The sequence below is a fragment of the Pseudoflavonifractor sp. genome (assembly GCF_050943825.1).
Classification (GTDB): domain Bacteria; phylum Bacillota; class Clostridia; order Oscillospirales; family Oscillospiraceae; genus Pseudoflavonifractor.
Genome location: NZ_JBMNPX010000002.1, coordinates 73,142 through 99,403 on the forward strand (window position 1 = coordinate 73,142; position 26,262 = coordinate 99,403).

Below are 26,262 nucleotides of genomic sequence, written 5' to 3' on the forward strand. Positions count from 1 at the left end.
TGAAAAAGGACCGGAGAAGCCCGGCGTGTGCGGGCGGAGGTTTGGGAGGTTCAAAAGATGAGATATGTAGTAAGCTTCCTGGTGGCCTTTGTGGTTGCCTTTCTGGCGGGTAAGGTGCTCATCCCCCTGCTGCGCCGGCTGAAGGCCGGACAGGGCGTGAAGGAGTACGGCCCGGCGTGGCACAACTCCAAGCAGAATACCCCCACCATGGGCGGCCTGATGTTTATCGTGGGCATCACCGTGGCGGTGCTCACCGTGGGCTGGCAGGATATCGCCTCCGGCGCTTACGGCGCGCTGCTGGTGCTGGCCTTCGCCCTGGTGTTCGGCGCCATCGGCTTCTTCGACGACTTTATGAAGGTGAAGTACCACCACGGCGACGGCCTGTCCGCCGGAATGAAGTTCCTGCTCCAGCTGGCGGCCGCCATTGTGTACACTCTGCTGCTGCGCCGCTTCGGCTACCTGAGCTTTGACCTGTACATTCCCTTTGTCAACCTGACAATCGACCTGCCCGAGTGGCTGTACATGGTCTTTGCCGCCTTTGTCATGGTGGGCACGGTCAATGCCGTCAACCTGACCGACGGTATTGACGGCCTGGCCACCGGCGTGACCATGCCCGTGTCCCTGTTCTTCCTGGCGGTGTCCGTCCTGTGGGGGGCCGCCGAGCTGAGCGTGTTCTCCGCCGCCCTGTTCGGCGGCCTGTGCGCCTTCCTGATCTACAACTTTCACCCCGCCAAGGTGTTCATGGGCGACACCGGCTCCCTGTTCCTGGGCGGCGTGGTGTGCGGCATGGCCTTCGCGCTGGATATCCCCCTGCTGCTGATTCTGGTGGGTATCATCTACATCGCCGAGACCCTGTCCGACATCATCCAGGTGACCTACTTCAAGCTGACCCACGGCAAGCGGATCTTCCGCATGGCCCCCCTGCACCACCACCTGGAGCTGGGCGGCTGGACCGAAGTGAAGCTCTTCGCCGTCTTTACCCTCATTACGCTGGCAGCCTGTCTGTTGGCCTATTTCGGCCTTATCAACCGCTATCCGTTCTGAGTCTCTGACAGAGCGGAAGAAACCTTTGGGAGGTGACCGTCACGGCGCGGAAAATGAAGCGGGATCTCACCGTGGAGGAGCAGCTGGCACGGGGGCCCATGGACCTGCCCTTCCTGATGCTGACGCTGATGCTCACGGGAATCGGGCTGGTGATGGTGTTCTCCGCCTCCTACGCCACGGCCTATTACGACGGCGTGGTGGCCAAGCACGACCCTACCTATTACTTTGTCCGTCAGGCACTGTTCGGCGTCCTCGGCATTGTGGCCCTGTATGTGGTCAGTAAGATCAACTACCAGCACTACCGCTGGCTGGCGGTCTTTGCCCTGATGGCGGCATTCCTGTGCCTCATTCTGGTGTTTACCCCCCTGGGCTTCGGCAAGGCGACCACCGGCGCCCAGCGCTGGATCCGTGTGCCCGGCCTGGGCAGCTTCCAGCCCTCTGAGGTGGCGAAGCTGGGCGTTATCCTCTATTTCTCCTCACGATTGTCCAAGCGGAGCACGGAGAAGCGAAAGAAATACGACCTGCGCAAGCCCTCCGGCCGCCTGCTGGACCTGCTGGACCGGATCGGCTTTGTGGAGCTGGTACCCTACATGCTCATTCTGGGCGCGGTGGCGCTGCTCATGCTCATGGAGCCCCACATGTCGGGCACCATCCTCATCCTGGTGGGCGGCGCGGCGGTGCTCTTTGCCGGCGGCATCAAGCTGGGCTGGTTCGTGGCCGGCGGCACCGTGGTGGGCGCAGGCCTGTGGTTCATCATGACCAAGACCAGCTACATGGCCGCCCGTCTGGCCATCTGGAAGGACCCCTGGAGCGACCCCCTCAACGGCGGCTACCAGACCATCCAGTCCCTCTACGCCATCGGCTCCGGCGGACTGCTGGGCGTGGGCCTGGGCAACTCCAGACAGAAGTTCAACTATCTGCCCGAGCCGGAGAACGACTACGTGTTCTCCATCACCTGCGAGGAGCTGGGCTACATCGGCGCGGCCATTATCATCATTCTCTTCGCCCTGCTGGTCATCCGGGGCTACTGGATTGCCCTCCACGCCCGGGACCGGTTCGGCGCGCTGCTGGTGGTGGGCATCACCACCCTGGTGGCAGTGCAGGTGTTCCTGAACATCGCCGTGGTCACCAATCTGATTCCCCCCACCGGTATCTCCCTGCCCTTCTTCAGCTACGGCGGTACGGCACTGGTGATACAATTGGTGGAAATGGGAATTGTGTTGTCAGTATCAAGACAGATACCGGCCCCGAGACAGGGATAATCATAATTTTACAGGCTGAGACGTTTGGAGTGAGGCATTGATGAACATTCTCTTTACCTGCGGCGGAACCGCGGGACATATCAATCCGGCGGTGGCGCTGGCCCGGCTCTTTCAGGAGCGGAATCCCGGCTGCCGCATCCTCTTCGTGGGCGCGGACGGGGGCATGGAGACCCGCCTGGTGCCCAAGGAGGGGTATGACATCCGCACGGTGACCATCACCAACTTCCAGCGCTCCCTGACCCCCGCTGCGGTGGGCCACAACCTGAAGACCCTCTTCAACATGAACCGCTCCCGGAAGCAGGCCGACGCCATCCTGGACGACTTCAAGCCAGACCTGGTGGTGGGTACCGGCGGCTACGCCTCCTACCCGGTGGTCAATGCCGCAGCCAAGCGGAAGATCCCCACCGCGGTCCACGAGTCCAACGCAGTCCCCGGCCTGACCACCAAGGCCCTGTCCAAGGTGGTGGACGTGGTGATGGTGGGCTTTGAGGAGAGCCGCAGCCACTACGACAACCCGGAGAAGGTGGTGGTGACGGGTACCCCCGTCCGGGGCGACTTCTTCCAGTACACCAAGAAGGAGGCCCGGGAGAAGCTGGGCATTGCCGATGACCGGCCCCTGCTGCTGTCCTTCTTCGGTTCCCTGGGCGCGGCGGTGATGAACGACCACATGACTGCCATTCTCTCCCGGGAGGTGCGCATGGGCGCGCCCTTCCATCACATCCACGGCGCCGGCCGGGACTACGCGGGCATGCGTGCCCGGCTGGAGCAGGAGGGCCTGACGGTGGACGGCGACAGCGTGAAGCTGGCCGCCGATCCCAAGGACACCGGCGTGGAGCTGCGGGAGTACATCTACGACATGCCCCTCATCATGGCGGCCGCCGACCTGGTGGTCTGCCGGGCGGGTGCGTCCACCATCTCGGAGCTGACCGCCATTGCCAAGCCGGCGGTGCTGGTGCCGTCCCCCAACGTGGTGGCCGATCACCAGACCAAAAACGCCAGGGTGCTCTCCGACCGGGGCGCGGCCCTGCTGGTGAGCGAGCAGGAGTGCGACGGCAAGACCGACGCCCTCTTCAATACCATCTCCGATCTTCTGAACCATCCCGAAAAGCGGGAGGCCATGGCAAAGGCCCTGCGGGAGATGGCCATCCCCGACGCCAGCGAGCACATCTACCGCACTCTGGTGGAGCTGATGGACCGGAAATAAAGAAAAACAGACCTGTTTTTCTATGTTCCGCCGTCCTTTGCCCCGTTTGGGCCGGGAACGCCCCTGTGAACCCCCGCATAGTATGGCCTGAGTGAAAACAAGACCAACTTTGCGGAGGACGGAGGATATGAGTATATTTCTGGTGGAGGGCGGCAGGCGGCTGGAGGGGACAGTGCGTACCCACGGCGCCAAGAACAGCGTGCTGCCCATTCTGGCGGCCACGATCCTGGGCAGAGGGGAGAGCGTCATCCGCAACTGCCCCGAATTGTCGGACGTGACCGCCTCCCTGGCCATTCTGGAGCACTTGGGCTGCAAAACAGCCCGGGAGGGGGACACGGTGCGGGTGGACGCCTCCAGCCTGTCCCGGTGCGACGTGCCCGACAACCTGATGCGGGAGATGCGCTCTTCTGTCATCTTCCTGGGGGCCATCCTGGGCCGGATGGGGGAGGCGGTGCTCTCCGCGCCCGGAGGCTGTGAGCTGGGCCCCAGGCCCATCGACCTGCATCTGGCCTCCATCCGGGCCCTTGGGGGCAGGGTGGACGAGACCGGCGGCGCCCTGCGCTGCACCGGAAATCACATGGCGGGGACCGACATTGTGCTCTCCATCCCCAGCGTGGGGGCCACGGAGAACACCATGCTGGCGGCGGTGGCCGCACAGGGCGTCACTACCATCACCAATGCCGCCCGGGAGCCGGAGATTGCGGATCTCCAGGCCTTCCTGCGCTCCATGGGCGCGGACGTGCGGGGGGCGGGCAGCTCCATGATCACCATCCGGGGCGGACTGCCTCTCCACGGGGCGGAACACACCGTCATGGGCGACCGCATTGTGGCCGCCACCTATCTGGCGGCGGCTGCCGCAGCCGGAGGCGAGATTGAGGTCACCGGCGCCGACTGCCGCCACCTGTCCACGGTGACGGCTGTGCTCAGTCAGGCTGGGTGCAGAATACATAGCGACGACAACAGGATTTCTCTCGCCCGGTCAGGCCCCCTGAGGGGGGTGAGTCCGGTGCGCACCGCGCCCTACCCCGGCTTTCCCACCGACGCCCAGGCGCCGCTGATGGCCGCCCTGACCACGGCCGCGGGGACCTCGGTCTTTGTGGAGAACATTTTTGAGAGCCGCTACCGCCACGTGGATGAGCTCTCCCGCATGGGAGCCAGCATCCGGGTGGAGGGCAGGGTGGCCGTGGTGTTCGGCGTAGAGCGGCTGAAGGCCGCGGCGGTACGTGCCGCCGACCTGCGGGGCGGCGCTGCCCTGGTGGTGGCTGCCCTGGGGGCGGAGGGACGGAGCACCATCTCCGGCCTGCACCACGTGGACCGGGGCTATCAGGACCTGGACGGGGCTCTGCGGAGCCTGGGAGCGGATATTGTCCGCCTGGAAGAGGACGAATAAGGGAAACTTAAGAATTTCCTTACAAATTTTTCGATTATCTTCGCTATACTGGATAGAAAAAACGAGCCGCCGGGCGCTGCCCGGCGGCAGCAGAGGAGCACGGAAATGGCGGCGAGACGGAAAAAGCGTGGACGGCGGAACAGGGGACGCTTCGGCTTCCTCTATAAGCTGCTGTCCGCCGCCGTGATTGTGGCGGCGATTGTGGCGGGCTGCGCGGTATTTTTCCGGGTGGAGAATATCGAGGTCAGCGGCCAGTCGGCCTACACGGCGGAGCAGATCATCAGCGCCGCCGAGGTGGAGCAGGGGGACAACCTCTTTTTCTCCATCAACAAATTCAAGGTGATGCGGCAGGTGCTCTCCCGCCTGCCCTATGTGGACGAGATCTCGGTCTACCGCCGTCTGCCCGACACGCTGGTGATCAACGTCAGCGAGTGTGTCCCGGCGGCGGCCATTCAGGGCAGCGACGCCTGGTGGATCATCGACACCAAGGGCAAGATTCTGGAGCGGGCGGATGAGACCCGTGCGGCGGAATTTCCGCCGCTCACCGGCCTGACGCCGGACAGCCCCGTGGTGGGCAGTCAGCTGGAGGTGGCCGAGGGCGAGGAGAACAAGCTGGAGAGCCTGGAGAAGCTCTTCGCCGCCCTGGCTGCCCGGGGCATGACGGACCAGGCCGAGAGCTTTGACCTGACTGCCATCAACTTCATCAAGATGGGCTACGGCGGCCGGTTTACGGTCAAGATCCCCATGAATACCGACTTCAATCAGGCGGCCAAGATTCTGGAGGCCGCCATAGAGGTGTTGGATGAGACAGACCGGGGCGTGATTGACCTGACCCTGGACGAGCCTCACTTTATCCCCTACGCATCCATGCTGGGCTGACAAGCCTGGCAGGAGGAAGGAGAACAGATGGAACAGACCGAACGCAGGAAGAAGAACTGGGGGGAGCTGGCCATCGGCGGCGTCTGTGTGCTGCTGGGCATTTTGCTGGCTGTGCAGCTGCGCAGCGTCAAGGTGAATACCGCTGCGGACACCACCAATGCCGGGCGGCTGGAGACCCTTCAGGAGCTCTACAATGAGACTGTCAACAGCCTGGAGACCACAAGAGCCCAGCTGGAGCAGGTCCAGGCCGAGCTCCAGACCTACCGGGATGCGGCCGCCTCCGGCAGCAGCGAGAGCGAAGCCCTGCGGGCTGAGGTGGACAAGCTGGAGATGGCCGCGGGCATGGTGGAGGTTGTGGGCCCCGGCGTGATGGTGAGCCTTCAGGACTCCACCGCCGCCAATGTCACTGGCGACGAGGCCGACTACCTTATCCATGACAACGACCTGCTCTCCGTGCTCAACGAGCTGCGGGACGCAGGGGCGGAGGCCATTTCTCTCAACGGCGAGCGGATTCTGGCCACCACCGAGATCCGCTGCGCCGGGTCAGTGGTCATTGTCAACGGCCGGCGCTACACCGCGCCCTTTGTGTTCAACGCCATCGGCGACCCCAACACCCTCTACTCCGCCCTCACCATGCGCAACGGCGTGGTGGATGTGCTGGGCCAGTGGAAGATTGAGGTAAAGGTGACTCCCAGCGAGATGCTGACTGTGCCCGCCTACAACGGTGTGGTTGAATTTCAGTACGCCCAGCCCTCCACCGCCCAGAGCGAGGATACGGAAGGGGGCGCGGTAGGATGATTGAGCTTGCCGGTCTGATTGTGGGCCTTGTCATCGGCTGCTTCCTGCCCTGGCATGTGCCCAGCCAGTACAGCCTCTACGTGGCCACCGGCCTGCTGGCCGCGCTGGATTCCGCCCTGGGAGGCATGAATGCCCGCATCAAAAAGACCTTCAACCTGTCCATTTTCCTGTCCGGATTTTTCGGCAATGCCATCATCGCCGTGTTCCTGGCCTGGCTGGGGGACAAGCTGGGCCTGCCGCTATATCTTGCGGCAGTGGTGGTCTTCGGCACCCGCATGTTCCAAAACTTTGCGGAAATCCGGCGGGAACTATTGACCTCACGCAAAAAGAAGGCTAGAATAGAACAAGACATAAATCATGCGCAGACCTCAGAAAATGAGCTGCCATAATTTTCAAAAAAAGAGAGATTTCACTTCTTTTACATAGGAGGAGCAGTTATGCCTTTTGGATTGGACAGCGGTCCCGATACGGTAGTCACCATCAAGGTCATCGGTGTCGGCGGCGGCGGCAACAACGTGGTCAACCGGATGGTAAAGTCCGGCATGAAGGGCGTGGATTTTATCGCGGTGAACACGGATAAGCAGGCGCTTACTGTGTCCAGCGCTACCTATAAGATTCAGATCGGCGAGAAGCTCACCGGCGGCCAGGGCGCGGGCAGCGACCCCGAGGTGGGCCGCAAGTCCGCCGAGGAGAGCCGCAGCCAGATCTCCAAGGCTCTGGAGGACGCGGACATGGTGTTCATCACCGCCGGTATGGGCGGCGGCACCGGCACCGGCGCGGCTCCCATTGTGGCGGACATCGCCAAGGAGATGGGCATCCTCACCGTGGGCGTGGTCACCAAGCCCTTCAAGTTTGAGGGCCGCCGCCGCATGATGCAGGCGGAAAAGGGCATTGAGGAGCTGCGTACCCGGGTGGACAGCCTGGTTATCATCCCCAACGAGCGCCTCAAGTACGCCACCGACCAGAAGATTACCTTTGCTAACGCCTTCGAGATCGCCGATGACGTGCTCCGCCAGGCGGTGCAGTCCATCTCCGACCTCATCAGCAACACCGGCTTCATCAACCTGGACTTTGCCGACGTGACCGCGGTCATGCAGAACGCGGGTATGGCTCATATGGGCGTGGGCCGGGCCGCCGGCAAGAACAAGGCCGAGGAGGCCGCCAAGATGGCCATCTCCAGCCCCCTGCTGGAGACCTCCATCAACGGCGCCAAGGGCGTCCTGGTCAACGTGACCGGCTCCATGGACATCGGCCTGGAGGAGGTTGAGACCGCCGCCAACCTGGTGCAGGAGGCCGCCCACGAGGAGGCCAACATCATCTTCGGCGCCGCCTTTGACGACACGCTGGATGACGAGATCCGGGTCACCGTTATTGCCACCGGTTTTGAGGAGCTGGAGGGCAAGATCTCCACCACCCCCTTCTCCAGAGGCGGGGAGCAGAAGGCGCCCGCAGCCCCTGCCGCCGCCCAGGCGCCCAAGGGTCTGGAGCCCATGACGGAAGCCGACTCCAAGATTGAGGACGACCCCTTCAACGATATCTTCAAGATTTTCAACAGGGGAAAATAACTCCGCGCAGCAGAGCGCCGGCCTGCCCTGGGGCAGACCGGCGCTTTTTCTGTGCAGGGTACATTCCTTTGTGCGCCCCGGGTTGCATTCCGGGGGAAAGAGGCTTATAATAATGTCTGCTGAATAAACCGAAAATCGGTTTATTCGCGCGGCGGCAGCCGCGCAATTCCATAAAAATGGCTCAAAGGAGCCGCTTTTATGGAATTCAGCCATTGTTGCAATGCGTATTTTCGCTGGTGCACCTCGATGCACCAGCGAAAGGTGCAAGGGTTTCAGACGTTTTCGTCCAAAACCCTTGCACTTGAACAAAGCCGGATGGCCTTGAAAACTTTGGCTTTGTTCAATACACATTATAATATCTGGTGGAATGCCTGGGGATGTCCCGGGACTCGAATGGATAAGGAGTGATATGCGCCGTGAGCAGCGACCCTCTGAGTCGAACATGGAAGAATGATATGCCCAGCACGGCGCAGGAAGGCTGAGAAGCTGACGGAGGCTCCTCATGTCTGCGCGCCGTTATTGCCGTCCGTGGAAATGCGTCACGCACTCATCCAAGGTCCGTGGAGGACACGGAGTTTGGATGAGCGTATGACAGGGAGTGTTTCAGCGGCGGCCACAAAAAAGACGCGCGGACAGCAGCCGGCATCCCGGCAGAGATAAACGGAAGAGACAGGGGGCAGACTGCCGTATTATAGGCGCTGCGGCCCCAAGAAGCGTTCTGTCAGCCTCCGCGCGTCGGAAAGACGTGATTGAAATGCTCTCCATCCATAAGACCATTGACAAGAAAATGACCCGGCTGGACGCTATTCAGGACGGCTGCTGGATCAACCTGACCTACCCCACCGAAGATGAGCTGAACACGGTATCCGAGGCGCTGAATGTGGACCCGGGCTTCCTCCGGGCCGCGCTGGACGAAGAGGAGACCTCCCGTATCGACACCGAGGACGGCCAGACCCTGATTATCATCGACGTCCCCGCTGTGGAGAAGGACGATGCGGTGGTCTACTCCACCATCCCTCTGGGCATCATCGTGACGGAAAAGCACATCATTACCGTCTGCCTGAAGGAATCCTCCATTGTGAAGGACTTCCAGGACGGGCTGGTGAAAAACGCCGAGACCCAGAAGCGGACTCGATTCATCCTCTATATGCTCCTTCAGGTAGCCAAACGATTCCTGCAATATCTGAAGCAGATCGACAAGATCTATAACTACATGGAGCGGCACCTCTACAAGTCCCAGCGGAACAAGGAGCTCATCCAGCTGCTGGACCTGGAGAAGTCCCTGGTCTACTTCAACACCTCCCTGAAGGCAAATGAGGTCACCCTGGAGAAAATCCTCCGCGGCCGTATCATCACCCTCTATGAGGAGGATCATGATCTGCTGGAGGACGTGCTGATTGAGGTCCGCCAGGCCATCGAGATGGCCAACATCTACTCCTCCATCATCTCCGGTATGATGGACGCCTTTGCCTCCGTTATCTCCAACAACCTGAACGTGATCATGAAGGTGCTGACCTCCATCACGGTTCTGCTTACCGTGCCCAACATCATCTTCGGCTTCTACGGCATGAACATCACCGCCGGACTGCCGCTGGACCAGTTCTGGTGGATTCCGTTGATCCTGGCGGTTGTCATTATTGGACTGGTAGCGCTGATACTGAAGCGGCACGACCTCTTTTGAATAGCTGACAACAGAATATCTCAAAGCTCAAAGCGCCGTATGTTTGCACAAAAAAACATACGGCGCTTTGCTTGCTCTTGTGCAGAGGACAAAAAACAGCGGCAGGTATTGACAATCATAGAAATTGATATATAATTCACAATGCAACAACGGGTACCGTCCGCTTCCGGGGAAAGAGGGCGGGCGGCCACCCCCCTGAATCGCGCTGAAAGAGCGCAGCAATGAAAGGAAGGAAAGTATGAAAAGAAGCAAACGCGTGCTTAGCTTGGTTGCAGCCGGAGCTCTCCTCCTGACGGCAGCCTGCTCCAACACTCCTGCAGCCGGTACCCCCACCGGCACCCCCTCCGCCAGCCAGCCCCAGGCCACTGAGCCCGCCCAGACCGGTGCGGTCAACGGCGTTTTTGAGGGCAAGGGCAGCGGCTACGGCGGTGAACTCTCTGTCCTGGTGACCGTTGAGGACGGCAAGATGACCGACCTGCGCCTGCTGGACAACAACGAGAGCGCTCCTGTGGCCAACCGTGCGTTCCCCATTCTGGAGGAGCGTATCCTGGCCGCCCAGTCCCCCGTGGTGGACAGCGTTACCAGCGCCACCTTTACCTCCTTCGCCGTGAAGACTGCTGTGGCTGACGCTGCCAGCCAGTACGGCCAGGACTTCGGCGACATCACCATGACCACTGCCAGCGCCGAGACCCCCGCTGCTCCTGAGGACACCACCACTCAGCTGGTTGTTGTGGGCGGCGGCCCTGCCGGCCTCGCTGCTGCCATCTCCGCCAAGCAGAACGGCGTGGAGGACGTGATCCTCATTGAGAAGCTGGGCATCCTGTCCGGCAACGGCAAGTTCGACATGAACTTCTTCGACCTCATCAACTCCAAGGCCCAGCAGAAGGCTGGCATTGAGTACACCGTCGAGCAGTTCATCGAGGAGAAGAAGGACGCCGGCAACACCCCCGAGCGTCTGCAGGCCTGGGCTGAGGGCGAGTGGACCCTGGACGCCTGGCTCCGCGAGATGGACATCCTGCTCAACCAGTCCAACGGCGGCACCAACCACATGGCTGAGAGCGACGTCTACGCCGGCGACCACATCCAGACTGGTCTGGAGAAGGAAGCCTATGAGCTGGGCGTGGACATCCGTCTGGACAACAAGGGCACCGACCTGATCATGGAGGACGGCGTGTGCAAGGGCGTTGTGGTCGAGACCAAGGGTGGCACCTACAACATCACCGCTGATGCTGTGGTGGTGGCCACCGGTGGCTTCTGCAACAACAAGGAGCTGCTGGCCAAGTACGCCCCCGGCTATGAGGTGCTGGAGACCTCCAACTCCATGGGTACCACCGGCGACTTCGTCCCCGTGTTTGAGAAGAACGGCTTCGGCCTGGAGAACATGGGCAAGATGTCCGTCTTCTCCTACATCCTCAATCCCCGCCGCGACCTGACCGGCGGCGGCACCGGCTTCCTGCTGGTGAACAAGGACGGCTCCCGCTTCATCGACGAGGCCTCTACCTCTGGCCTGGAGCTGGGCACCGCCATCCTGGCTCAGCCCGACGGCGCTGCCTTCTATCTGGCTGACCGTACCCTGTACGAGGATAACTACCGTACCCGCAAGCACGTGGCCGCCGGCTATTATCAGCAGGGCGAGACCCTGGACGAGCTGGCTGAGAAGCTGGGTATTGACGCCGAGGGCCTGAAGGCCGCTGTTGCTGACTACAATGCCAACCTGCCCGAGGGCGCCCGTCCCTTCGACGCTGAGGGCCCCTACTACGGTGCCAAGGTTCAGACCGCCAATCACATGACTAAGGGCGGCGTCACCGCTGACGAGCGCGCCCAGGTCCTGTATGAGGACGGCACCGTGGTGCCCGGCCTGTATGCCGCCGGTGAGGTCACCTGGATCAGCGGCGCTTACAGCGCAGCTGTGACCTTCGGCCGTATCGCCGGTGCCTCTGTTGCCGAGGATATCCTGTAAGGTATCTGCTCCGACAGAGAATAAATATCCACAAAAAATGTGCGCTGTCTTATGGACAGCGCACATTTTTTGTGTTTAATGGACATTATTTTGGCTCTCAGACAGGGCATAGATATATAAAATAAGTTTCAAAAGCCCTGTTTTACAAAAACATTATGTATCCATTCATAAAATAGAAACAATTTCAGGCTATAATAATCAGCAAGCTATCTCTTGGTAAACCAAAGAGCCGCAGGGAAGCGGTCTTTTCCCGGAAGAAGGAGGTCTGACAATGGCAAGCAATCCGAACTATAATGAAGTGACGCCTGAGGTAACCGAGTTGGCCAATCTGGCCCTGGCCAACAGCAGTATTTCCCCGGACGACTATGTGAAGTACGACGTGAAGCGGGGACTGCGCGACCTTAACGGCAAGGGCGTTGTTGCGGGCCTGACAGAGATATCGGAGATTGTAGCGAAGAAGCTTGTGGACGGCAAGGAGATGCCCTGTGACGGTGAGCTCTACTACCGGGGCATCAACGTGGAGCAGCTGGTCAGCGGCGCACTGGCGGAGAAGCGGTTCGGCTTTGAGGAGACGGCCTATCTGCTTCTGGTGGGCCGCCTGCCCAACGCTGAAGAGCTCTCCGCCTTCCGTGGTCAGCTCTCTTATTACCGCTCTCTGCCCACCAACTTTGTCCGGGACGTGATTCTCAAGGCGCCCAGCAAGGACATCATGAACTCCCTGGCCCGCAGTGTGCTCAATCTGGCCGCCTATGACGACCGGGCCGACGACACCTCTCTCCCCAACGTCATGCGCCAGTGCCTACAGATGATCGCCGTGTTCCCGCTGCTGGCGGTGTACGGCTACCAGGCCTACAACTACAAGGAGGGTAACAGCCTCTATATCCACGCTCCCCGGGCGGAGCTGTCCACGGCCGAGAACATCCTGGCCCTGCTGCGCCCTGACGCTTCCTACTCCTTCTGGGAGGCCCACGTGCTGGACGTGTGCCTCACCCTCCACGCCGAGCACGGCGGCGGCAACAACTCCACCTTTACCACCCACGTGGTCACCTCCTCCGGCACGGATACATACTCGTGCATGGCGGCGGCACTGGCCTCTCTCAAGGGCCCCAAGCACGGCGGCGCCAACATCAAGGTCATCCGCATGTTTGAGGATATGAAGGAGCAGGTGCGGGACTGGAAGGATGAGGACGAGGTGAAGGCCTACCTCCAGGCCCTGCTGGACCGGAAGGCCTTTGACAAGGCTGGGCTCATCTACGGCATGGGACACGCGGTGTACTCCCTGTCCGACCCCCGCGCCAATATCCTCCGCTCCTTTGTGGAGCGCCTGTCCCGTGAAAAGGGCCGCACGGAGGAGTACGAGCTCTACTCTCTGGTGGAGCGGCTGGGGCCCCAGATCATCGCAGGCGACCGGAAGATCTACAAGGGCGTGTCCGCCAACGTGGACTTCTACTCCGGCTTTGTCTATCACATGCTGGACCTGCCTCTGGAGCTGTACACCCCCATCTTCGCCCTGGCACGTGTGGCGGGCTGGAGCGCCCACCGCATCGAGGAGCTCATCAACATGGGCAAGATTATTCGTCCTGCCTATCAGTATGTGGGACAGCGCCAGACCTATAAGAGCATGTCGGAGCGCTGAGAACAAAAGAAAAACAGTGGGCGGATGCATCTGCATCCGCCCGCTGTTCTTTTTGAAGGGAAGTTCAGACGGCCAGTCCGGGGAAGAGGAGATAGATGACGGCGCCCAGCACACCGGCGCCCAGCATGACCCATACCGGGTCGGGCTTCCACTTCCGCAGCACCACAAAGCCGATGAGAAAGAGTCCAACCGCTGCCAGGTCAGGGACTGCGGGGACAAAGCCGCCCTCACCCCAGAAGGCGGTGATGAGGATGGACAGGCCGGCGGAGGCGATGAGGGCCACCACGGCGGGCCGCAGCCCGTAGAGGGCGCCCTGGATGGCGGTGAGCTTCTGGTAGCGGTAGTAGAGGAAGGCCAGCAGGGAGACGATGATACAGGAGGGAAACACGCAGCCGATGGTGGCGATGACAGCGCCGGGCAGACCGGCAATCTGGGTGCCCACAAAGGTGGCCGAGTTGATGGCGATGGGGCCGGGGGTCATCTGGGAGATGGTGATGAGGTCGGTGAACTCAGACATGGTGAGCCAGCCGTGTCCGTCCACCACCTGGGCCTGAATCAGGGGCAGGGCGGCATAGCCGCCGCCGAAGCTGAACAGGCCAACCTGGAAAAAGCTCCAGAAAAGCTGGAGGTAGATCATACCTGTCCCTCCTCTCCTGTTGCGCGGCGGAGGTGGAGCAGGGTGGCCAGAATGCCGATGGCGGCGCAGGCCAGGATGATCCAGATGACGTTGACGCCCAGGAACCAGGTGACGGCAAAGGAGATGACCATAATCACCGTGGAAAGCCAGTCCCGCTGGCGGAGAATGTTGCCCGCCATGTCTACCACCACGCTGGCGATGACCGCGGCCACACCGGCCTGCATACCCCGCAGCACGGCGGCCACAACGGGATTGGACTTAAAGGCGGAGTAGAACAGAGAGAGCACAGAGAGAATGATCAGAGGAGGCAGCACAGTGCCCAGGATGGCCACCGCCGCTCCCGCCAGCCCGGCCACCCGGTATCCAACCAGGATGGAGGCGTTGACTGCGATGGGTCCGGGAGCCGACTGGGCGATGGCGGTCAGGTCCAGCATCTCCTGTTCCTCCAGCCAGCCCAGATTATCCACAAAGCGCTGCTTCATCAGGGGGACGATTACATAGCCGCCGCCGAAGGTGAAGGCGGAGAGCAGAAAGGTGGACGAGAAGAGCCGCCAATACAGGGCGGGCCCGCGTTTTTCCATAAAAATCCCTCGTTTTCGGTAGAGAATGGGCAGCCCCTATTATAATGCGGAAGAGGAGCGGCTGCAACCATGAAAATCACCGCCCCTGGGGGACGCCATAAAATCCTCTTGACATTCCCCCAGGAGGAGGGGTTATTCTGATAGGGAAGAAGATATGCCGCCCCGGGCGGCTGTAAAAGCGGAGAGGACGGAAAGGAGCCGGAGTATGACACCTGTAAAGCTGGAGACTGATGTGCTGGTGCTGGGAGGCGGCAGCGCCGGACTGTGCGCGGCCATGTCGGCCCGTGAGGCGGGGGCCCGGGTGACCCTGGCCTACAAGGCGGGCGGCAACGCCACCGCCGTGGCCGCGGGCGGGTACGCCGTGGTGCTGCCTGACGCGGCGGACGACTCCATGGACCGCCTGATGGCCGACGCCCTGCGCAGCGGTACGGAGCTGGTGGACCAGACCCTGCTGCGCCGTCTGGCCGAGCGGGCCTACCCCGCCATCGAGCGGGTGACGGAGTGGGGCGTGGAGTTCTACCGCAACGAGGACGGCAGCTACCGCCGTTTCCGCTCCGGCGGCCACTCGGTGCCCCGGTCTCTGCGGTGCGCTTCCGGCCGGGGAAGCGATTCCTACGGCGTCCTCTTCCGCCGGGCGGGAGACGAGGGCGTGACTATGCTGAAAAACGCCCTCATCACCCAGCTGCTGCTGAAGGACGGCCGGGTGTGCGGCGCGGCGGGCATGGACGGGGAAGGCAAGCCACTGATGATCGCCGCCAAGACGGTGGTGCTGGCCACCGGCGGCATGGCGGCCCTCTACGAGCACACCACCACCGCCCCCGGCCTCACCGGTGAGGGATACATCCTGGCCCTGGAGGCGGGCTGCCGCCTGCGGGACATGGAGTTTGTCCAGTTCATGCCCACCACCCTGGCCGCGCCGCCGGGCCTGAAGGGCAGGCTGGTCAATGACACCCTCCGGGGTGAGGGTGCCGCCATCCTCAACAGCGAGGGTGAGCGGTTCATGGAGCGCTATGACCCGGTGCTGAAGGATGTGGCTGCCCGGGACATCCTGTCCGCCGCCATCGCCAAGGAGGTGGCCGCCGGGCGGGGCAGCCCCATGGGCGGCGTGTATGTGGACGCCCGACATATCCCCGAAAAGGCCCTGCTCCAGAGCTTCGGCGCCTGCAAGGCCCTGCGGGCGGCGGGCATCGACCCGTCCAAGGACCTGATTGAGGTGGTGCCCGCGGCCCACTTCTCCTGCGGCGGCGTGATCATCGACGTGGACTGCCACACCGACGTGCCCGGCCTGTACGCCGTAGGCGAGGTGGCCGGCGGCATCCACGGCGCCAACCGGCTGGGGGCCACAGCCCTGACCGAGAACGTGGTTTTTGGCCAGATTGCCGGGCAGCTTGCAGCGGAGGAGGCGGAAAAGACGCCCGCGCCCGCCGGGCTGACCTGGGACGCACCGGACCGGTGCACCGACTGTCCGCCTGACCAGGAGACCGAGAGCATGCTTACCGGCGGCGAGAAGAAGATCCGCCGTATTCTCTGGCAGTACGGCGGCATCCTGCGGGACGCCCAGGGCCTGACCCAGGGTCTGGTGGAGCTGGGGTATCTGGATCGGCAGCTCTCCGAGCTGCCCACCCCCAACTTTGCCCAGCAGCAGAAGAAGCGCCGCCTGACCCAGCTGGTCTACCTGGCCGATCTGGTGCTCCAGTCGGCCCTCCGGCGGACCGAGAGCCGGGGCTGCCACACCCGCACCGACTTCCCTGACACCGATCCCAGCCAGGAGAAGAGCATCATCCTCTCTCTGAAGCATTAAGCAGAAAAAGTGCCCGGAGCTTATGCTCCGGGCACTTTTTATATGGATTACTCCTGCGAGAGGGCGTCGCCGAAGAAGTCGCTGTACCGGAAGGAGACGCCGTTGTCCATGGAGAAGAGCAGGTCCTCCACCGGGAGATACTCCCCACTGACATAGCAGAGGAACCAGCTGTTGGCGGCTGCTTCTATGGGATTGGTGTCGTGAACGAGGCTCCCGGCGGTCTGGACGGAGATTTCCACCGTGGTGAAGGGCACGTCGGGGCCGTTGGGGTCGGTCCAGGTGGAGCCGCCCAGGAAGCCGAACACCAGGGCGTTGTTTTCGTCATACCGCAGCACCCCGGCGGTGACCCGGGGGCTCATCAGGGGCGGACAGGTGCCCCGCTCCGAGAGACGCCAGCTGCCGTCCTCATTCCGCCAGGCCACCCGGGCTACATAGCCCACCTCGCCGTCCCCGGTCCAGCTGCCCATAATCAGATAGCCGGTGTCGTAGGGGATGGCTGCCGCCACCTCATAGCCGTCCTCGGCGGCCAGGAAGGCGTCCACGGCCTCGTCCACGGGGAGGTCGGTCAACCGGTCGCGGATGGGGAAATTATCCTCATCCACAAAGGTCAGAGAGAGCGGGTCCGCGGGCTGGCCGGTCCGGGCGGGAATCCACTCCAGATGGAGCACCCTGTCCTCCCCGCCCCAGCTGGCCAGACGGCCCAGCATGTCTCCGGGTTCCACCTGCTCGCCAACTGCCACATAGAGTTCCGCCAGATTGGCATAGCGGAAGGAGCCCTCCTCGCAGGAGACAACGATGTAGTCCCCGTACTGGGGGTCCGTGCCTGTCTCAGTGACGGTGCCGGAACAGGCGGAGGCAGCGGCGAAGGCGATAATATCCACACCCGGGTGGTCCTGGGAGAAAGGACGGGCGATCTGGTAGTGGCTGATAACGGGCCAGAGATAGCCGCTGTAGGTGACGGGCTGGGGCTGGAGGTCGAACTCAGTCAGGCCAAGCACCCGCTCATCTCCGTCCAGATAGAGGATATAATTCGAGTTCAGACGTCCCCCCAGAGAGAACATGGCGGCGGAGTAAGAAAAGGGAGGATTGTGCTCAAAGCCGTGCATGAAGAGGTTTACGGGGAAGTCAGGGTCGGAAAGAGAGTAGGTACGCTCATTTCCGTCCGCGGCCCGGAAGGTGAGCGAGCTGTCGGAGAAGGAGGCCACCTGTCCCGTCAGCCGGGTGGGGAAGGGGGCGCCGCTGAGGGTGAAGTCCTCCGGGGCAAGCTGCCGGCCGGTGGCGTCCAGGGCCCGGTACTCATCCTGATTCGCCTCGGAAAACTGCACATCGCTGGGATAGGTGGCGTAGAAAACAGTGTCCTCTGTCTCCGCCAGAATCACCATCATGGTGGGGTAACTGGACTCAGGATCATCGCCCCACTCCTCATAGAAGACGTCCCAATCCGCTGTATGCACGCCCAGGAGCCAGCCGCCCATTTCATCCCGGTTTTTCAGGTAGAAGTTCCAGCTGTCGGGCCCCTCCGCCACCTCGTACAGCCCGGCCCAGTTCTCGGGCAGCTGGAGGGTGAAGCCCCAGACCTCGCTGGTGTAGGAGGGGTTGACCTCCGTCCGAACCACGGGAAGAAGGTCCACCGAGATGCTCTGTTCGCCGTTCTCCGGGTCGGGCAGGGCGGCGTCCAGGGTGAGCTCGGTGAAGGCGGAGAGGTCCCACGACGCCAGCAGTTCCTCGTCCTGGGTGCGGATGGCGGCAATCTGGGCGCCGGTGAGGGGGATGGTGTAGGTCTCACCCGCCTCCCACACAGTGCCGTCCAGGTAGTGGAGGCTCATGCCGCTCTCGCTGTCCATCTCCTGCCGTCCCGCAATGTGGATGGACCAGTCAGAGGCAGGGGAGTAACCCGCCGGGACGGTGAAGGTAAGCGTAGCGGTCTCGGGGTCAAAGGCAATGCTCTCCTTCAGTGCGTCCAGAGCCTCCTGGGCTGTGAGGGTGTTTCCGGACGGGGTTTCCCCGCCGTCCACCTGCTCACAGGCAACCAGGCCGCCCAGGGCCAGCACCAGGGCCAGGGCGCAGCACAGCAGGGGCACGCCCCTGCGCTTTTTCAGGAACAGATTGCCCAGCCGGTCCTTCAGCTGCCCCTTCCCGCTGCCGAAGCGGGTGGACAGGGCGGGGCCGGAGGCATCCGCGGCGGCCTGGAGCAGCACCTGGCCGTACTCTCGACGTCCGCCGCCGTTCAGGCTGCGGATGACCGCCTCGTCACAGCACAGCTCCAGGTTGCGGCCCGCCTCCCGGGCCATCCACCACACCAGGGGGTTGAACCAGTGGACCGCGTTGGCCAGCAGCATGACCGCCTTGTAGGCCACATCCCGGCGCTTCAGGTGGAGCAGCTCATGGCGGAGGGTCAGGTCCAGCTCGCTGATGGTCAGGTCCCGTTCGGGGAGAAGGATGACCGGCCGCACCAGCCCCAGCATCATGGGGGAGCTGACGGCGGAGGAGCGCATCAGCCCAACGGACCGGCAGATGTTCAGCTCCTGACGGAGTGCGGAGCACTTGTCCGCCTGATCCGGCGTGGGGGACAGGGCGGAGCGGAGCAGCTTCCGCCGGGCAAGCAGGTAGGAGACGCAGTGGAAGGCCAGGAAGACTCCCGCGCCCGCCAGCCAGAGAATGGAGAGCAGCTGGGTGGAGCGGATGGTCACAGGCTCAGCCTCCGGGGCGGTCTGAACCTGCTGGGGCAGAGACTGGGCCGGGGATTGATTGGTCTGGCCGGAGGGATTCTGCTCGGCTGGGGTCATGTTCTGCACCGGGGCAGGGCGCTGCACCGGCGCGGAGATGGAATAAGTGGGCACCTCCACCGTGACGGCGGGGGCGGACCAGCTCAGCTGCACCGGCAGAACCAGCCGCAGGGCCAGCAGGAGAAAGAGCACGTAGAGGGTGCGGGCAGCGTACCGGTGGCGGATACGCCGGGCCAGGAGCAGCAGGGGCAGCAGCACGGCCGAGCAGGCCGCCGACAAGGTAAGCGTACGCAGCAGCAGGTCTTCCATTTATCTCGCCTCCTCTTCCAGTTGATCCAGGTAAGCCCTCAGCTCGGCCACATCCTCTTGCCGCAGGCTGCCGCCGTCGTGGAGTGCGGCGGCAAAGCGGCGGAGAGAGCCGGCGTAGAGTTTGCCCAGAATGGTCTTTCCCTCCTCCTCCTGATAGCGGGCCTTGGAGATGAGGGGGGTGTACAGGTTGGTCTTACCCTCCTTGCGGCAGGAGAGAAAGCCCTTCTCCTCCAGACGCTTCAGGTAGCTGTGGAGGGCGCTGGCGGTGAGGGGCCGGTCCAGGGCGGAGAGAATCTCCGGCGCGGAAATTTCACCCTCCGCCGTCCACACGGCCAGCATGATGTCCAGCTCGGACTCAGGCAGACGCTTGAAGAAATCCACAGGGTGCACCTCCTTTTTCTGCAAATGCAAATCTTATCTTCAAGCATATTCTACAATTGCAGAAAATGCTTGTCAAGAGAAAGTTCTGCTTTTGCAGAAAATATAAAACCAACATAAAACTTCGCGCGCCGGGAGGGCACAGAGAAAACCCCAGCAAAAGCCTGGATTTTCGGGCAGGTTTTCCCTTGACCGGAAGAAGAGGGGACGGTATAATACAGACGAAGTTAGTCGCATCAAACTTTTTGAATAGGACGGAATTCCAATGAAGACGGAGAAGGAAAAGCGAACCCTGGAGGATTTGGTACCCGGTGAGCGGGGCATTATCCTCCGCGTGGGCAGCGATAAAGGCGCGGTGAAGCGCCGCCTGGTGGACATGGGCCTGACGCCGGGCACGGAAGTGATGGTACGCAAGGTTGCCCCCTTCGGCGACCCCATTGAGGTCAATCTGCGGGGCTACGAGCTGTCCCTGCGGAAGGAGGACGCAAGCCAGATCACTCTGGCCATGGGCGACGAGGCCCAGGCCTGCCGCACCGAGCGCAGGCGCCGGTCCGGGATGATTCAGCGTGTGCCCGACGAGGAGACCCTGCGGCGGATGAGCGCCGCCCACCAGCACGAGGAGGCGGAGCACAGCTCCGTGCCCGACTACGCCAGCCACGACACCCGTGAGATGAAGCTGGCCCTGGTGGGCAACCCCAACTGCGGCAAGACCACCCTCTTCAACGCCCTCACCGGCTCCAACCAGTACGTGGGCAACTGGCCGGGCGTCACGGTGGAGAAGAAGGAGGGCAGGGCCCAGGTGGACGGAAAGGACGTCACCGTAGTGGACCTGCCCGGCATCTACTCCCTGTCCCCCTACTCCATGGAGGAGATTGTGGCCCGGGACTTCATCGTGGGTGAGCACCCGGACGCCATCATCGATATCATCGACGCCACCAACATTGAGCGGAACCTGTACCTGACCGCCCAGCTGCTGGAGCTGGAGCGGCCCATGGTCATTGCCCTGAACTTCATGGACGAGGCCCGGCGCCACGGGGACAAGATCGACTGCCAGCGGCTGTCCGAGCTGCTGGGCGTGCCGGTCATCCCCATCACCGCCCGCACGGGTGAGAACATCCAGGAGCTGCTGCGGGTGGCCCACCAGCAGATGCACGTGGGCGTCACCCTGGAGCCCGACGACCTCTATGACGATTACACGCACCTCATCCACCATGAGGTGGGCGAGCTGATCCACGACCGGGCCTATGAAATTGGCCTTCCCGCCCACTGGGCCTCCATCAAGCTTATCGAGGGGGACGAGCTGGTGGAGAAGGCCCTGGACCTGCCGGCTGAGACCAAGACAAAGCTGGAGAAAATCTGCCACGAGTACGAGGAGGCCTACGCCCTGGGCGACCGGGAGACCCTCATCGCCGACGCCCGGTACCAGTTCATCCAGCGGGTGACCAGCGTGTCGGTGGAGAAGGGACGGAAGGCGGGGGAGCTGACCCTGTCGGACAAAATCGACTCCATCGTCACCCACAAGTGGTTTGCCGTGCCCGTGTTCCTGCTGATGATGCTGGCCATGTTCTCCCTCACCTTCGGGCCGGGCGTGTTCCTGTCCGACCGGATTGAGGAGCTGATGGGCGCTCTGGGCACCTGGGTCACCGGCGCACTGGCTGCGGCGGATACCGCCCCCTGGGTGTCCAGCCTGCTGGTGGACGGCATTATCTCGGGCGTGGGCGGCGTGCTCACCTTCCTGCCCCAGATCGCCCTGCTGTTCCTGTTTCTCTCCCTGCTGGAGGACTCGGGCTACATGGCCCGCGCGGCCTTCATCATGGACCGGCTGCTCCGCCGCTTCGGCCTGAGCGGCAAGGCCTTTATCCCCATGCTGATGGGCTTCGGCTGCACGGTGCCCGCCGTCATGGGCGCCCGTACCATGGAGAACGAAAAGGACCGCCGTATGACCATCATGCTGGTGCCCTTCATGTCCTGCTCCGCCCGTCTGCCGGTGTACGGCCTGCTGTCCGCCGCCTTCTTCCCCCAGTACGCCGGTCTGGTGGTCTTTTCCCTGTACATCATCGGCCTGCTGATGGCCATCTGCTCCGGCCTCATCCTGAAAAAGACCATGTTCAAGGGTGAGCCCGCCGCCTTTGTGCTGGAGCTGCCCCCCTACCGCCTGCCCACCCTGAAAAACTGCCTGATGCACGTGTGGGAGAAGGTACGGGGTTTCCTGGTGAAGGCCGGTACCCTCATCCTGGCCATGAGCGTGGTGCTGTGGTTCCTCAAGTCCTTCGGCTGGAACAGCGGCCTGGTCATGGTGGAGGACGCCAGACAGTCCCTGCTGGGCGGCATCGGCGGCCTGATTGCCCCTGTGCTGGTGCCCCTGGGCTTCGGCACCTGGCAGGCGGCGGTGGCTCTGCTGTCCGGCCTCATCGCCAAGGAGGCGGTGGTATCCTCCATGAGCCTGTTCTACGGCTTCTCCTTGAGCGCCAGCGGTGCGGTGGTGGCCTCCGCCCTGTCCGGCACCTTCCAGACCCCGGTGGCGGCCTACGCCTTCCTGGTCTTCGTGCTGCTCTATGTGCCCTGTGTGGCGGCGGTGTCCACCATCCACAAGGAGATGAACTCCACCAAGTGGACCATCCGGTCCATCCTCTGGCAGCTCTGCTCGGCCTACCTCGTCTCCTTCCTGGTATACCAGATTGGCAGCCTGATTTTCTAAGTATGCGCGGCTGAGTCCGCGGGAGGTTTTGTGTGAAATACATCATCTATGCAGCTGTGGCCGCTCTGGTGGTGTGGGCGGTGGTCTATCTGGTCCGCCATGTCCGGCGCCAGCTCAAGGGCGACTGCGGCTCCTGCGGCGGCGGGTGCAGCGGCGACTGCTCCTGCTGCGGAAAAAAGAAAGACTGAAACAAAAGCGCGTGTGCCTCCGTCGAGGAGACACACGCGCTTTGTTTGTCAGATTCAGGGCTCCAGAGCCCGGATAAAGGTATCCACCGTGTTGTTGATATAGTCCTGCTCGTCCACGTCGCAGGTGACGCCGTTGATAATGTGGTAGATGACCACATAGGACATCAGCGTGCCCAGGAAGACATCGGAGATGCCGGGAATGTCGGCATCGGCCCGGATAAGTCCCCGCTGCTGCTGGAGGGTGAGAAACCGCACCAGGCCCTTGCGGGCGGTACAGTAGCTGTATTCATAGTAGGCCGCGCCGAAGCTGGGGAACTTGTTGGAGTCCCGGATAACTGTACCCAAAAAGGCGCTGCGCTCAGAGCTGCGGGCGTTGTTCAGGCAGCTTTTGGCCACCGTACGCAGATGCTCCCGCCAGTCGTCGTTATCGTGCCGGGTGTCGTCGGGGCCCTGAAAGCCGCTGGAGATATAGTACTGGAGCACCTGAAGGAACAAATCCTCCTTGCTGGAGCAGTACTGGTACAGTGCAGCCTTGGACAGCCCTGCCTTCTCGGCGATGGAGTCCATGGTGGTGCGCTCAAAGCCCTCCTCACCGAAGATTTTCAGGGCGATGCGGCAGATATCCTCCCGCTTGCGCTCAAATTCCGGCCGGATATCGGCCATGTGCTGGATGTCCAGGGAGGCGAAGAGGTCCTTTTTGCCGGAAAAGTAGAGATAGATGGTGGAGGGGGAGACTCCTGCCTCGTTTGCAATGTCGCTTATTTTTGCCTCAGAAAAGCCTTTTGCCAGAAAGACGCGCTTGGCTGCGGCCTGGATGCGCTCCTTCAGCTCCAGCTTTCTCAAGTTGTTGGTCATAAAAGTATCACCTGCTACCGCGCGGTCAAGTTGGCTTCAGTATACCGGAGAAAATACCCAAATGTCAAGATTTTCACGGGGCGGAATTTCCCGCTGTTGGAATGGGGCCGGGACTGTGGTACACTAGGAATAACATCAGACAATCGAGGAGGATGACGGCCATGGAGGAAAACAGAGCGCTCCTTCAGCGCTGGATTGACGAGAGCAGCCGGATTGTGTTTTTCGGCGGCGCCGGGGTGAGCACCGAGAGTGGAATCCCCGATTTCCGCAGCGTGGACGGGCTGTACAACCAGCAGTATGACTATCCGCCCGAGACCATTCTCAGCCACACCTTCTATGAGGCCAGGCCGGAGGAGTTCTTCCGGTTTTACCGGAACAAGATGCTCTTTCCCGACGCACAGCCCAACGCGGCCCACAAAAAACTGGCCGAGCTGGAGGAAGCGGGCAAGCTGACCGCCGTGGTCACCCAGAACATCGACGGCCTCCATCAGAAGGCGGGAAGCAGGAACGTGCTGGAGCTCCACGGCTCGGTGCTGCGCAACTACTGCGAGAAGTGCGGCAAATTCTTCTCCCTGGAGGACGTGATGGCCTCTTCCGGCGTGCCCCGGTGTGATAAGTGCGGCGGCCGGGTGAAGCCTGACGTGGTGCTCTACGAGGAGGCCCTGGACCAGCAGATCCTCACCGCCGCCCTGGAGGCCATCCAGAAGGCGGACATGCTCATCATCGGCGGAACCTCCCTGGCGGTCTACCCGGCGGCCAGCCTGGTGAACTATTACCGGGGCAATAAGCTGGTGCTCATCAACAAGAGCCCCACGCCCTACGACCGGAACGCCGACCTGGTTATTGCCGCGCCTATCGGCCAGGTGCTGGGCGGCATCACAGTGAAATAAAGCGGCAGAGGTGGACAGACGCTTGCCTGTCCACCTCTCTTATCAATAAAGATTTATCGAAAAACAATAAAAATAGATTGACAAACAATATGAGAGGCGCTATAATGGCCCCATCAGCAAGGAGGGATTTCCCATGGAAAAATCAGACGCCGCAAAGCTGGCCAAAATCCTGAACATTCTGGTACTCATCGCCTTTGTCTGCAATCTGGTGGCCCTGCCCCTGGTGCCCGGCCTGGTGGGCATCGCCTCGGAGGGCGGACTGAGATATTTTGCCGACTTTGTATCCCAGGACAATGCGTCCGCCGGTGCCCCTACGGCGGTGACGCTCTTCTTCATGGTCTGCTGGCAGTTCCTCTGGCGCATCTGGCGCACGCCCCACACCGCCGCCATCGCCGCCTTTCTCATGTTCTGCGGAGTGTGTACGGCCATCATCCTCTGGCAGGCCAGGCGGGTGCTGGGTACCATCCGGAAGGGAAACCCCTTCTGCAGGGACAACGCCCGCAGCCTGAAGCGGGCGGCGGTGTGCTGCCTGGTCGTCGCCCTGGTGGCGCTGGTCAGAACGGTGTGGGCCGTGGCCTTTTACCACTCCATTATTCCGGTCTTCACCTATAACACCCTGTTTGTCCCCCTGTTCCTCATGGGCTTTCTGCTGTGCATGGTCATGTCCGCCCTCTTCCGTCAGGCCGCCGAGCTGAAGGAAGAGAACGACCTGACCATCTGAGGGAGGGGGAGAGATATGCCCATTATCGTCAATCTGGATGTGATGATGGCAAAGCGGAAGATGAGCCTGAGCGAGCTGGCCCAGCGGGTGGACCTGACCCTGGCCAACCTGTCGGTGCTCAAGAACAACCACGCCAAGGCGGTGCGGTTCACCACCCTGGAGGCCATCTGCAAGGCCCTGGACTGTCAGCCGGGGGATATTCTGGAGTACGTACCGGAGGAGGGAGAGCAGTGAGCAGAATACTGGCCTTTTTCTCGGCGCTGCTGATGGTGGTACAGCTGGCCGGGTGCGCTCCCTGGCCGTCTGCCGGAGTGAAGGGGCAGTTCTCCCGGACATTGGGAGTAAATCTGACTGACGGACACACGGTGGAGGAGGAGGACACCCACGGCGGCTTTCTCGGCGACGGGGATACCACTCTGATACTTACCTTCACTGGAGAGAATCGGACTGCCCTGGAGGAGGAAATAGCCAAGGCCGACGGCTGGAAGGCCCTGCCCCTGACGGAGAATCTGAACCGGGTGGTGTATGAGGAGTATTTCGGGGACCTGTGTGAGGACGTCCCCCAAGACCTGACCGACGGCTGGTACTATTTCCTGGACCGCCACAGCGAGGCAGAGAACCCGGAGGACGACAGCGGGCTCTTCGGACGCGGCTCCTACAACTTCACTTTGGCGATTTATGACAAGGGGAGTGGAGTTCTCTACTGCTATGAAATGGACACGTGACGAAAAAAGGACCGGAGCCGGGCTCCGGTCCTTTTTTTACTGAAATTTTAAACATTGTAGTTGTTTTGCACAGAATTGCGGAGCGAAATTGCCTGCTGTTCTGTGCTTTTTTGCTGCTGTACTTGTGTGGATCTGTCCAGAGATAAGGCAGAATAGTCAAGGAAAGAACAGATTCAATCTGCTAAGATCGTGGCATAGAGATAATAAAAAGATGAAAAAAGGTGGGATATCGTCTGCAATAGTTGCTAAATATTGCGAAAAAAGAAACGTGCGGAGACATAGCGGGTTCTGGACTGTAAACAGAGTGAATCTGGACGAAACGCCACAAGGGAGG

At 61.9% G+C, this 26,262-nt stretch carries 23 protein-coding genes; 18 read left to right on the forward strand and 5 right to left on the reverse strand.

The genetic code is table 11. The features are described from left to right. The first annotated feature begins 57 nt into the window (after nucleotides 1-57). The 11 genes from mraY (at nucleotide 58) to ACOX7T_RS02905 (ending at nucleotide 13,419) form a co-directional block, all read left to right on the forward strand. Nucleotides 58-1,044, forward strand: coding sequence for a phospho-N-acetylmuramoyl-pentapeptide-transferase (gene mraY, locus ACOX7T_RS02855; protein ID WP_433439710.1), 987 nt, complete (start codon nucleotides 58-60; stop codon nucleotides 1,042-1,044). A gap of 53 nt (nucleotides 1,045-1,097) precedes the next feature. Further along, nucleotides 1,098-2,306 (forward strand): putative lipid II flippase FtsW, encoded by a 1,209-nt coding sequence (gene ftsW / locus ACOX7T_RS02860; protein ID WP_433439712.1) that lies wholly within the window; start codon nucleotides 1,098-1,100, stop codon nucleotides 2,304-2,306. Nucleotides 2,307-2,346: 40 nt separating this feature from the next. Beyond that, nucleotides 2,347-3,510, forward strand: a complete 1,164-nt coding sequence (murG, locus tag ACOX7T_RS02865) for an undecaprenyldiphospho-muramoylpentapeptide beta-N-acetylglucosaminyltransferase (RefSeq protein WP_433439714.1) — start codon at nucleotides 2,347-2,349, stop codon at nucleotides 3,508-3,510. Between the two features lie 127 nt (nucleotides 3,511-3,637). Further along, nucleotides 3,638-4,900, forward strand: a complete 1,263-nt coding sequence (gene murA / locus ACOX7T_RS02870; protein ID WP_433439716.1) for a UDP-N-acetylglucosamine 1-carboxyvinyltransferase — start codon at nucleotides 3,638-3,640, stop codon at nucleotides 4,898-4,900. A 105-nt stretch (nucleotides 4,901-5,005) separates the two neighbouring features. Then, a complete protein-coding gene (locus ACOX7T_RS02875) occupies nucleotides 5,006-5,779 on the forward strand; it encodes a cell division protein FtsQ/DivIB (RefSeq protein WP_433439718.1) in 774 nt (257 codons plus the stop codon). A 27-nt stretch (nucleotides 5,780-5,806) separates the two neighbouring features. Beyond that, entirely contained in the window at nucleotides 5,807-6,577 is a 771-nt protein-coding gene (locus ACOX7T_RS02880) for a DUF881 domain-containing protein (protein ID WP_433439720.1), read from the forward strand. Next, nucleotides 6,574-6,966 (forward strand): small basic family protein, encoded by a 393-nt coding sequence (locus ACOX7T_RS02885; RefSeq protein WP_433439721.1) that lies wholly within the window; start codon nucleotides 6,574-6,576, stop codon nucleotides 6,964-6,966. Before ACOX7T_RS02880 ends, ACOX7T_RS02885 begins: the two co-directional genes overlap by 4 nt. Before the next feature lie 48 nt (nucleotides 6,967-7,014). Continuing rightward, on the forward strand, nucleotides 7,015-8,142 hold the full coding sequence (gene ftsZ / locus ACOX7T_RS02890; RefSeq protein WP_433439723.1) for a cell division protein FtsZ: 1,128 nt from the start codon (nucleotides 7,015-7,017) through the stop codon (nucleotides 8,140-8,142). Between the two features lie 754 nt (nucleotides 8,143-8,896). After that, complete coding sequence (locus ACOX7T_RS02895) at nucleotides 8,897-9,823, forward strand: magnesium transporter CorA family protein (protein ID WP_433439725.1); 927 nt, start codon at nucleotides 8,897-8,899, stop codon at nucleotides 9,821-9,823. A 238-nt stretch (nucleotides 9,824-10,061) separates the two neighbouring features. Beyond that, nucleotides 10,062-11,783, forward strand: a complete 1,722-nt coding sequence (locus tag ACOX7T_RS02900; RefSeq protein WP_433439727.1) for an FAD-binding protein — start codon at nucleotides 10,062-10,064, stop codon at nucleotides 11,781-11,783. Between the two features lie 271 nt (nucleotides 11,784-12,054). Next, the gene (locus ACOX7T_RS02905; RefSeq protein WP_433439729.1) at nucleotides 12,055-13,419 is read left to right on the forward strand and encodes a citrate/2-methylcitrate synthase; all 1,365 of its coding nucleotides are present in this window, start codon (nucleotides 12,055-12,057) and stop codon (nucleotides 13,417-13,419) included. Nucleotides 13,420-13,483: 64 nt separating this feature from the next. On the opposite strand, the gene ACOX7T_RS02910 is transcribed toward ACOX7T_RS02905, so the two are convergent. Together ACOX7T_RS02910 and ACOX7T_RS02915 are read right to left on the reverse strand one after the other, a co-directional pair. Next, entirely contained in the window at nucleotides 13,484-14,056 is a 573-nt protein-coding gene (locus ACOX7T_RS02910) for a chromate transporter (RefSeq protein ID WP_433439731.1), read from the reverse strand. After that, on the reverse strand, nucleotides 14,053-14,637 hold the full coding sequence (locus ACOX7T_RS02915; protein WP_433439733.1) for a chromate transporter: 585 nt from the start codon (nucleotides 14,635-14,637) through the stop codon (nucleotides 14,053-14,055). Before ACOX7T_RS02915 ends, ACOX7T_RS02910 begins: the two co-directional genes overlap by 4 nt. Nucleotides 14,638-14,842: 205 nt before the next feature. Between ACOX7T_RS02915 and ACOX7T_RS02920 the strand changes: the two genes are divergently transcribed. After that, nucleotides 14,843-16,438, forward strand: coding sequence for an L-aspartate oxidase (locus tag ACOX7T_RS02920; protein WP_433439735.1), 1,596 nt, complete (start codon nucleotides 14,843-14,845; stop codon nucleotides 16,436-16,438). A 47-nt stretch (nucleotides 16,439-16,485) separates the two neighbouring features. Here the strand turns inward: ACOX7T_RS02920 and ACOX7T_RS02925 are convergent, their stop codons facing one another. Together ACOX7T_RS02925 and ACOX7T_RS02930 are read right to left on the reverse strand one after the other, a co-directional pair. Further along, nucleotides 16,486-19,473: a M56 family metallopeptidase gene (locus tag ACOX7T_RS02925; protein WP_433439737.1), complete on the reverse strand. Its 2,988-nt coding sequence runs from the start codon at nucleotides 19,471-19,473 to the stop codon at nucleotides 16,486-16,488. After that, on the reverse strand, nucleotides 19,474-19,854 hold the full coding sequence (locus ACOX7T_RS02930) for a BlaI/MecI/CopY family transcriptional regulator (protein ID WP_148319641.1): 381 nt from the start codon (nucleotides 19,852-19,854) through the stop codon (nucleotides 19,474-19,476). It lies immediately after the preceding gene. A gap of 262 nt (nucleotides 19,855-20,116) precedes the next feature. Here ACOX7T_RS02930 and feoB point away from each other — a divergent pair, with 262 nt between their 5' ends. Further along, complete coding sequence (feoB, locus tag ACOX7T_RS02935) at nucleotides 20,117-22,549, forward strand: ferrous iron transport protein B (protein WP_433439740.1); 2,433 nt, start codon at nucleotides 20,117-20,119, stop codon at nucleotides 22,547-22,549. 32 nt (nucleotides 22,550-22,581) lie between these two features. Then, a complete protein-coding gene (locus ACOX7T_RS02940; RefSeq protein WP_006574918.1) occupies nucleotides 22,582-22,737 on the forward strand; it encodes a hypothetical protein in 156 nt (51 codons plus the stop codon). Nucleotides 22,738-22,791: 54 nt separating this feature from the next. Here ACOX7T_RS02940 and ACOX7T_RS02945 read toward each other — a convergent pair whose 3' ends face one another. Further along, on the reverse strand, nucleotides 22,792-23,592 hold the full coding sequence (locus ACOX7T_RS02945) for a TetR/AcrR family transcriptional regulator (protein ID WP_433439742.1): 801 nt from the start codon (nucleotides 23,590-23,592) through the stop codon (nucleotides 22,792-22,794). Nucleotides 23,593-23,753: 161 nt separating this feature from the next. On the opposite strand from ACOX7T_RS02945, the gene ACOX7T_RS02950 reads away from it, so the two are divergent. From ACOX7T_RS02950 to ACOX7T_RS02965, 4 genes are all read left to right on the forward strand, one after another. After that, entirely contained in the window at nucleotides 23,754-24,482 is a 729-nt protein-coding gene (locus ACOX7T_RS02950) for an NAD-dependent protein deacylase (protein WP_433439744.1), read from the forward strand. 133 nt (nucleotides 24,483-24,615) lie between these two features. After that, nucleotides 24,616-25,203: a DUF2975 domain-containing protein gene (locus ACOX7T_RS02955; protein ID WP_433439746.1), complete on the forward strand. Its 588-nt coding sequence runs from the start codon at nucleotides 24,616-24,618 to the stop codon at nucleotides 25,201-25,203. A gap of 15 nt (nucleotides 25,204-25,218) precedes the next feature. Further along, nucleotides 25,219-25,437, forward strand: coding sequence for a helix-turn-helix domain-containing protein (locus ACOX7T_RS02960; RefSeq protein WP_433439748.1), 219 nt, complete (start codon nucleotides 25,219-25,221; stop codon nucleotides 25,435-25,437). After that, complete coding sequence (locus ACOX7T_RS02965; RefSeq protein ID WP_433439750.1) at nucleotides 25,434-25,928, forward strand: hypothetical protein; 495 nt, start codon at nucleotides 25,434-25,436, stop codon at nucleotides 25,926-25,928. Before ACOX7T_RS02960 ends, ACOX7T_RS02965 begins: the two co-directional genes overlap by 4 nt. Nucleotides 25,929-26,262: the final 334 nt, after the last annotated feature.

Coding starts and splice junctions, on each gene's coding strand:
- ftsW (WP_433439712.1), top strand. CDS start 1,098: ATGAAGCGGGATCTCACCGTGGAGGAGCAGCTGGCACGGGGGCCCATG.
- ACOX7T_RS02905 (WP_433439729.1), top strand. CDS start 12,055: ATGGCAAGCAATCCGAACTATAATGAAGTGACGCCTGAGGTAACCGAG.
- murA (WP_433439716.1), top strand. CDS start 3,638: ATGAGTATATTTCTGGTGGAGGGCGGCAGGCGGCTGGAGGGGACAGTG.
- ACOX7T_RS02910 (WP_433439731.1), bottom strand. CDS start 14,056: ATGATCTACCTCCAGCTTTTCTGGAGCTTTTTCCAGGTTGGCCTGTTC.
- ACOX7T_RS02880 (WP_433439720.1), top strand. CDS start 5,807: ATGGAACAGACCGAACGCAGGAAGAAGAACTGGGGGGAGCTGGCCATC.
- ACOX7T_RS02945 (WP_433439742.1), bottom strand. CDS start 23,592: ATGACCAACAACTTGAGAAAGCTGGAGCTGAAGGAGCGCATCCAGGCC.
- ACOX7T_RS02875 (WP_433439718.1), top strand. CDS start 5,006: ATGGCGGCGAGACGGAAAAAGCGTGGACGGCGGAACAGGGGACGCTTC.
- ACOX7T_RS02915 (WP_433439733.1), bottom strand. CDS start 14,637: ATGGAAAAACGCGGGCCCGCCCTGTATTGGCGGCTCTTCTCGTCCACC.
- ACOX7T_RS02925 (WP_433439737.1), bottom strand. CDS start 19,473: ATGGAAGACCTGCTGCTGCGTACGCTTACCTTGTCGGCGGCCTGCTCG.
- ACOX7T_RS02955 (WP_433439746.1), top strand. CDS start 24,616: ATGGAAAAATCAGACGCCGCAAAGCTGGCCAAAATCCTGAACATTCTG.
- murG (WP_433439714.1), top strand. CDS start 2,347: ATGAACATTCTCTTTACCTGCGGCGGAACCGCGGGACATATCAATCCG.
- ftsZ (WP_433439723.1), top strand. CDS start 7,015: ATGCCTTTTGGATTGGACAGCGGTCCCGATACGGTAGTCACCATCAAG.
- mraY (WP_433439710.1), top strand. CDS start 58: ATGAGATATGTAGTAAGCTTCCTGGTGGCCTTTGTGGTTGCCTTTCTG.
- ACOX7T_RS02950 (WP_433439744.1), top strand. CDS start 23,754: ATGGAGGAAAACAGAGCGCTCCTTCAGCGCTGGATTGACGAGAGCAGC.
- ACOX7T_RS02900 (WP_433439727.1), top strand. CDS start 10,062: ATGAAAAGAAGCAAACGCGTGCTTAGCTTGGTTGCAGCCGGAGCTCTC.
- ACOX7T_RS02885 (WP_433439721.1), top strand. CDS start 6,574: ATGATTGAGCTTGCCGGTCTGATTGTGGGCCTTGTCATCGGCTGCTTC.
- ACOX7T_RS02960 (WP_433439748.1), top strand. CDS start 25,219: ATGCCCATTATCGTCAATCTGGATGTGATGATGGCAAAGCGGAAGATG.
- feoB (WP_433439740.1), top strand. CDS start 20,117: ATGAAGACGGAGAAGGAAAAGCGAACCCTGGAGGATTTGGTACCCGGT.
- ACOX7T_RS02895 (WP_433439725.1), top strand. CDS start 8,897: ATGCTCTCCATCCATAAGACCATTGACAAGAAAATGACCCGGCTGGAC.
- ACOX7T_RS02920 (WP_433439735.1), top strand. CDS start 14,843: ATGACACCTGTAAAGCTGGAGACTGATGTGCTGGTGCTGGGAGGCGGC.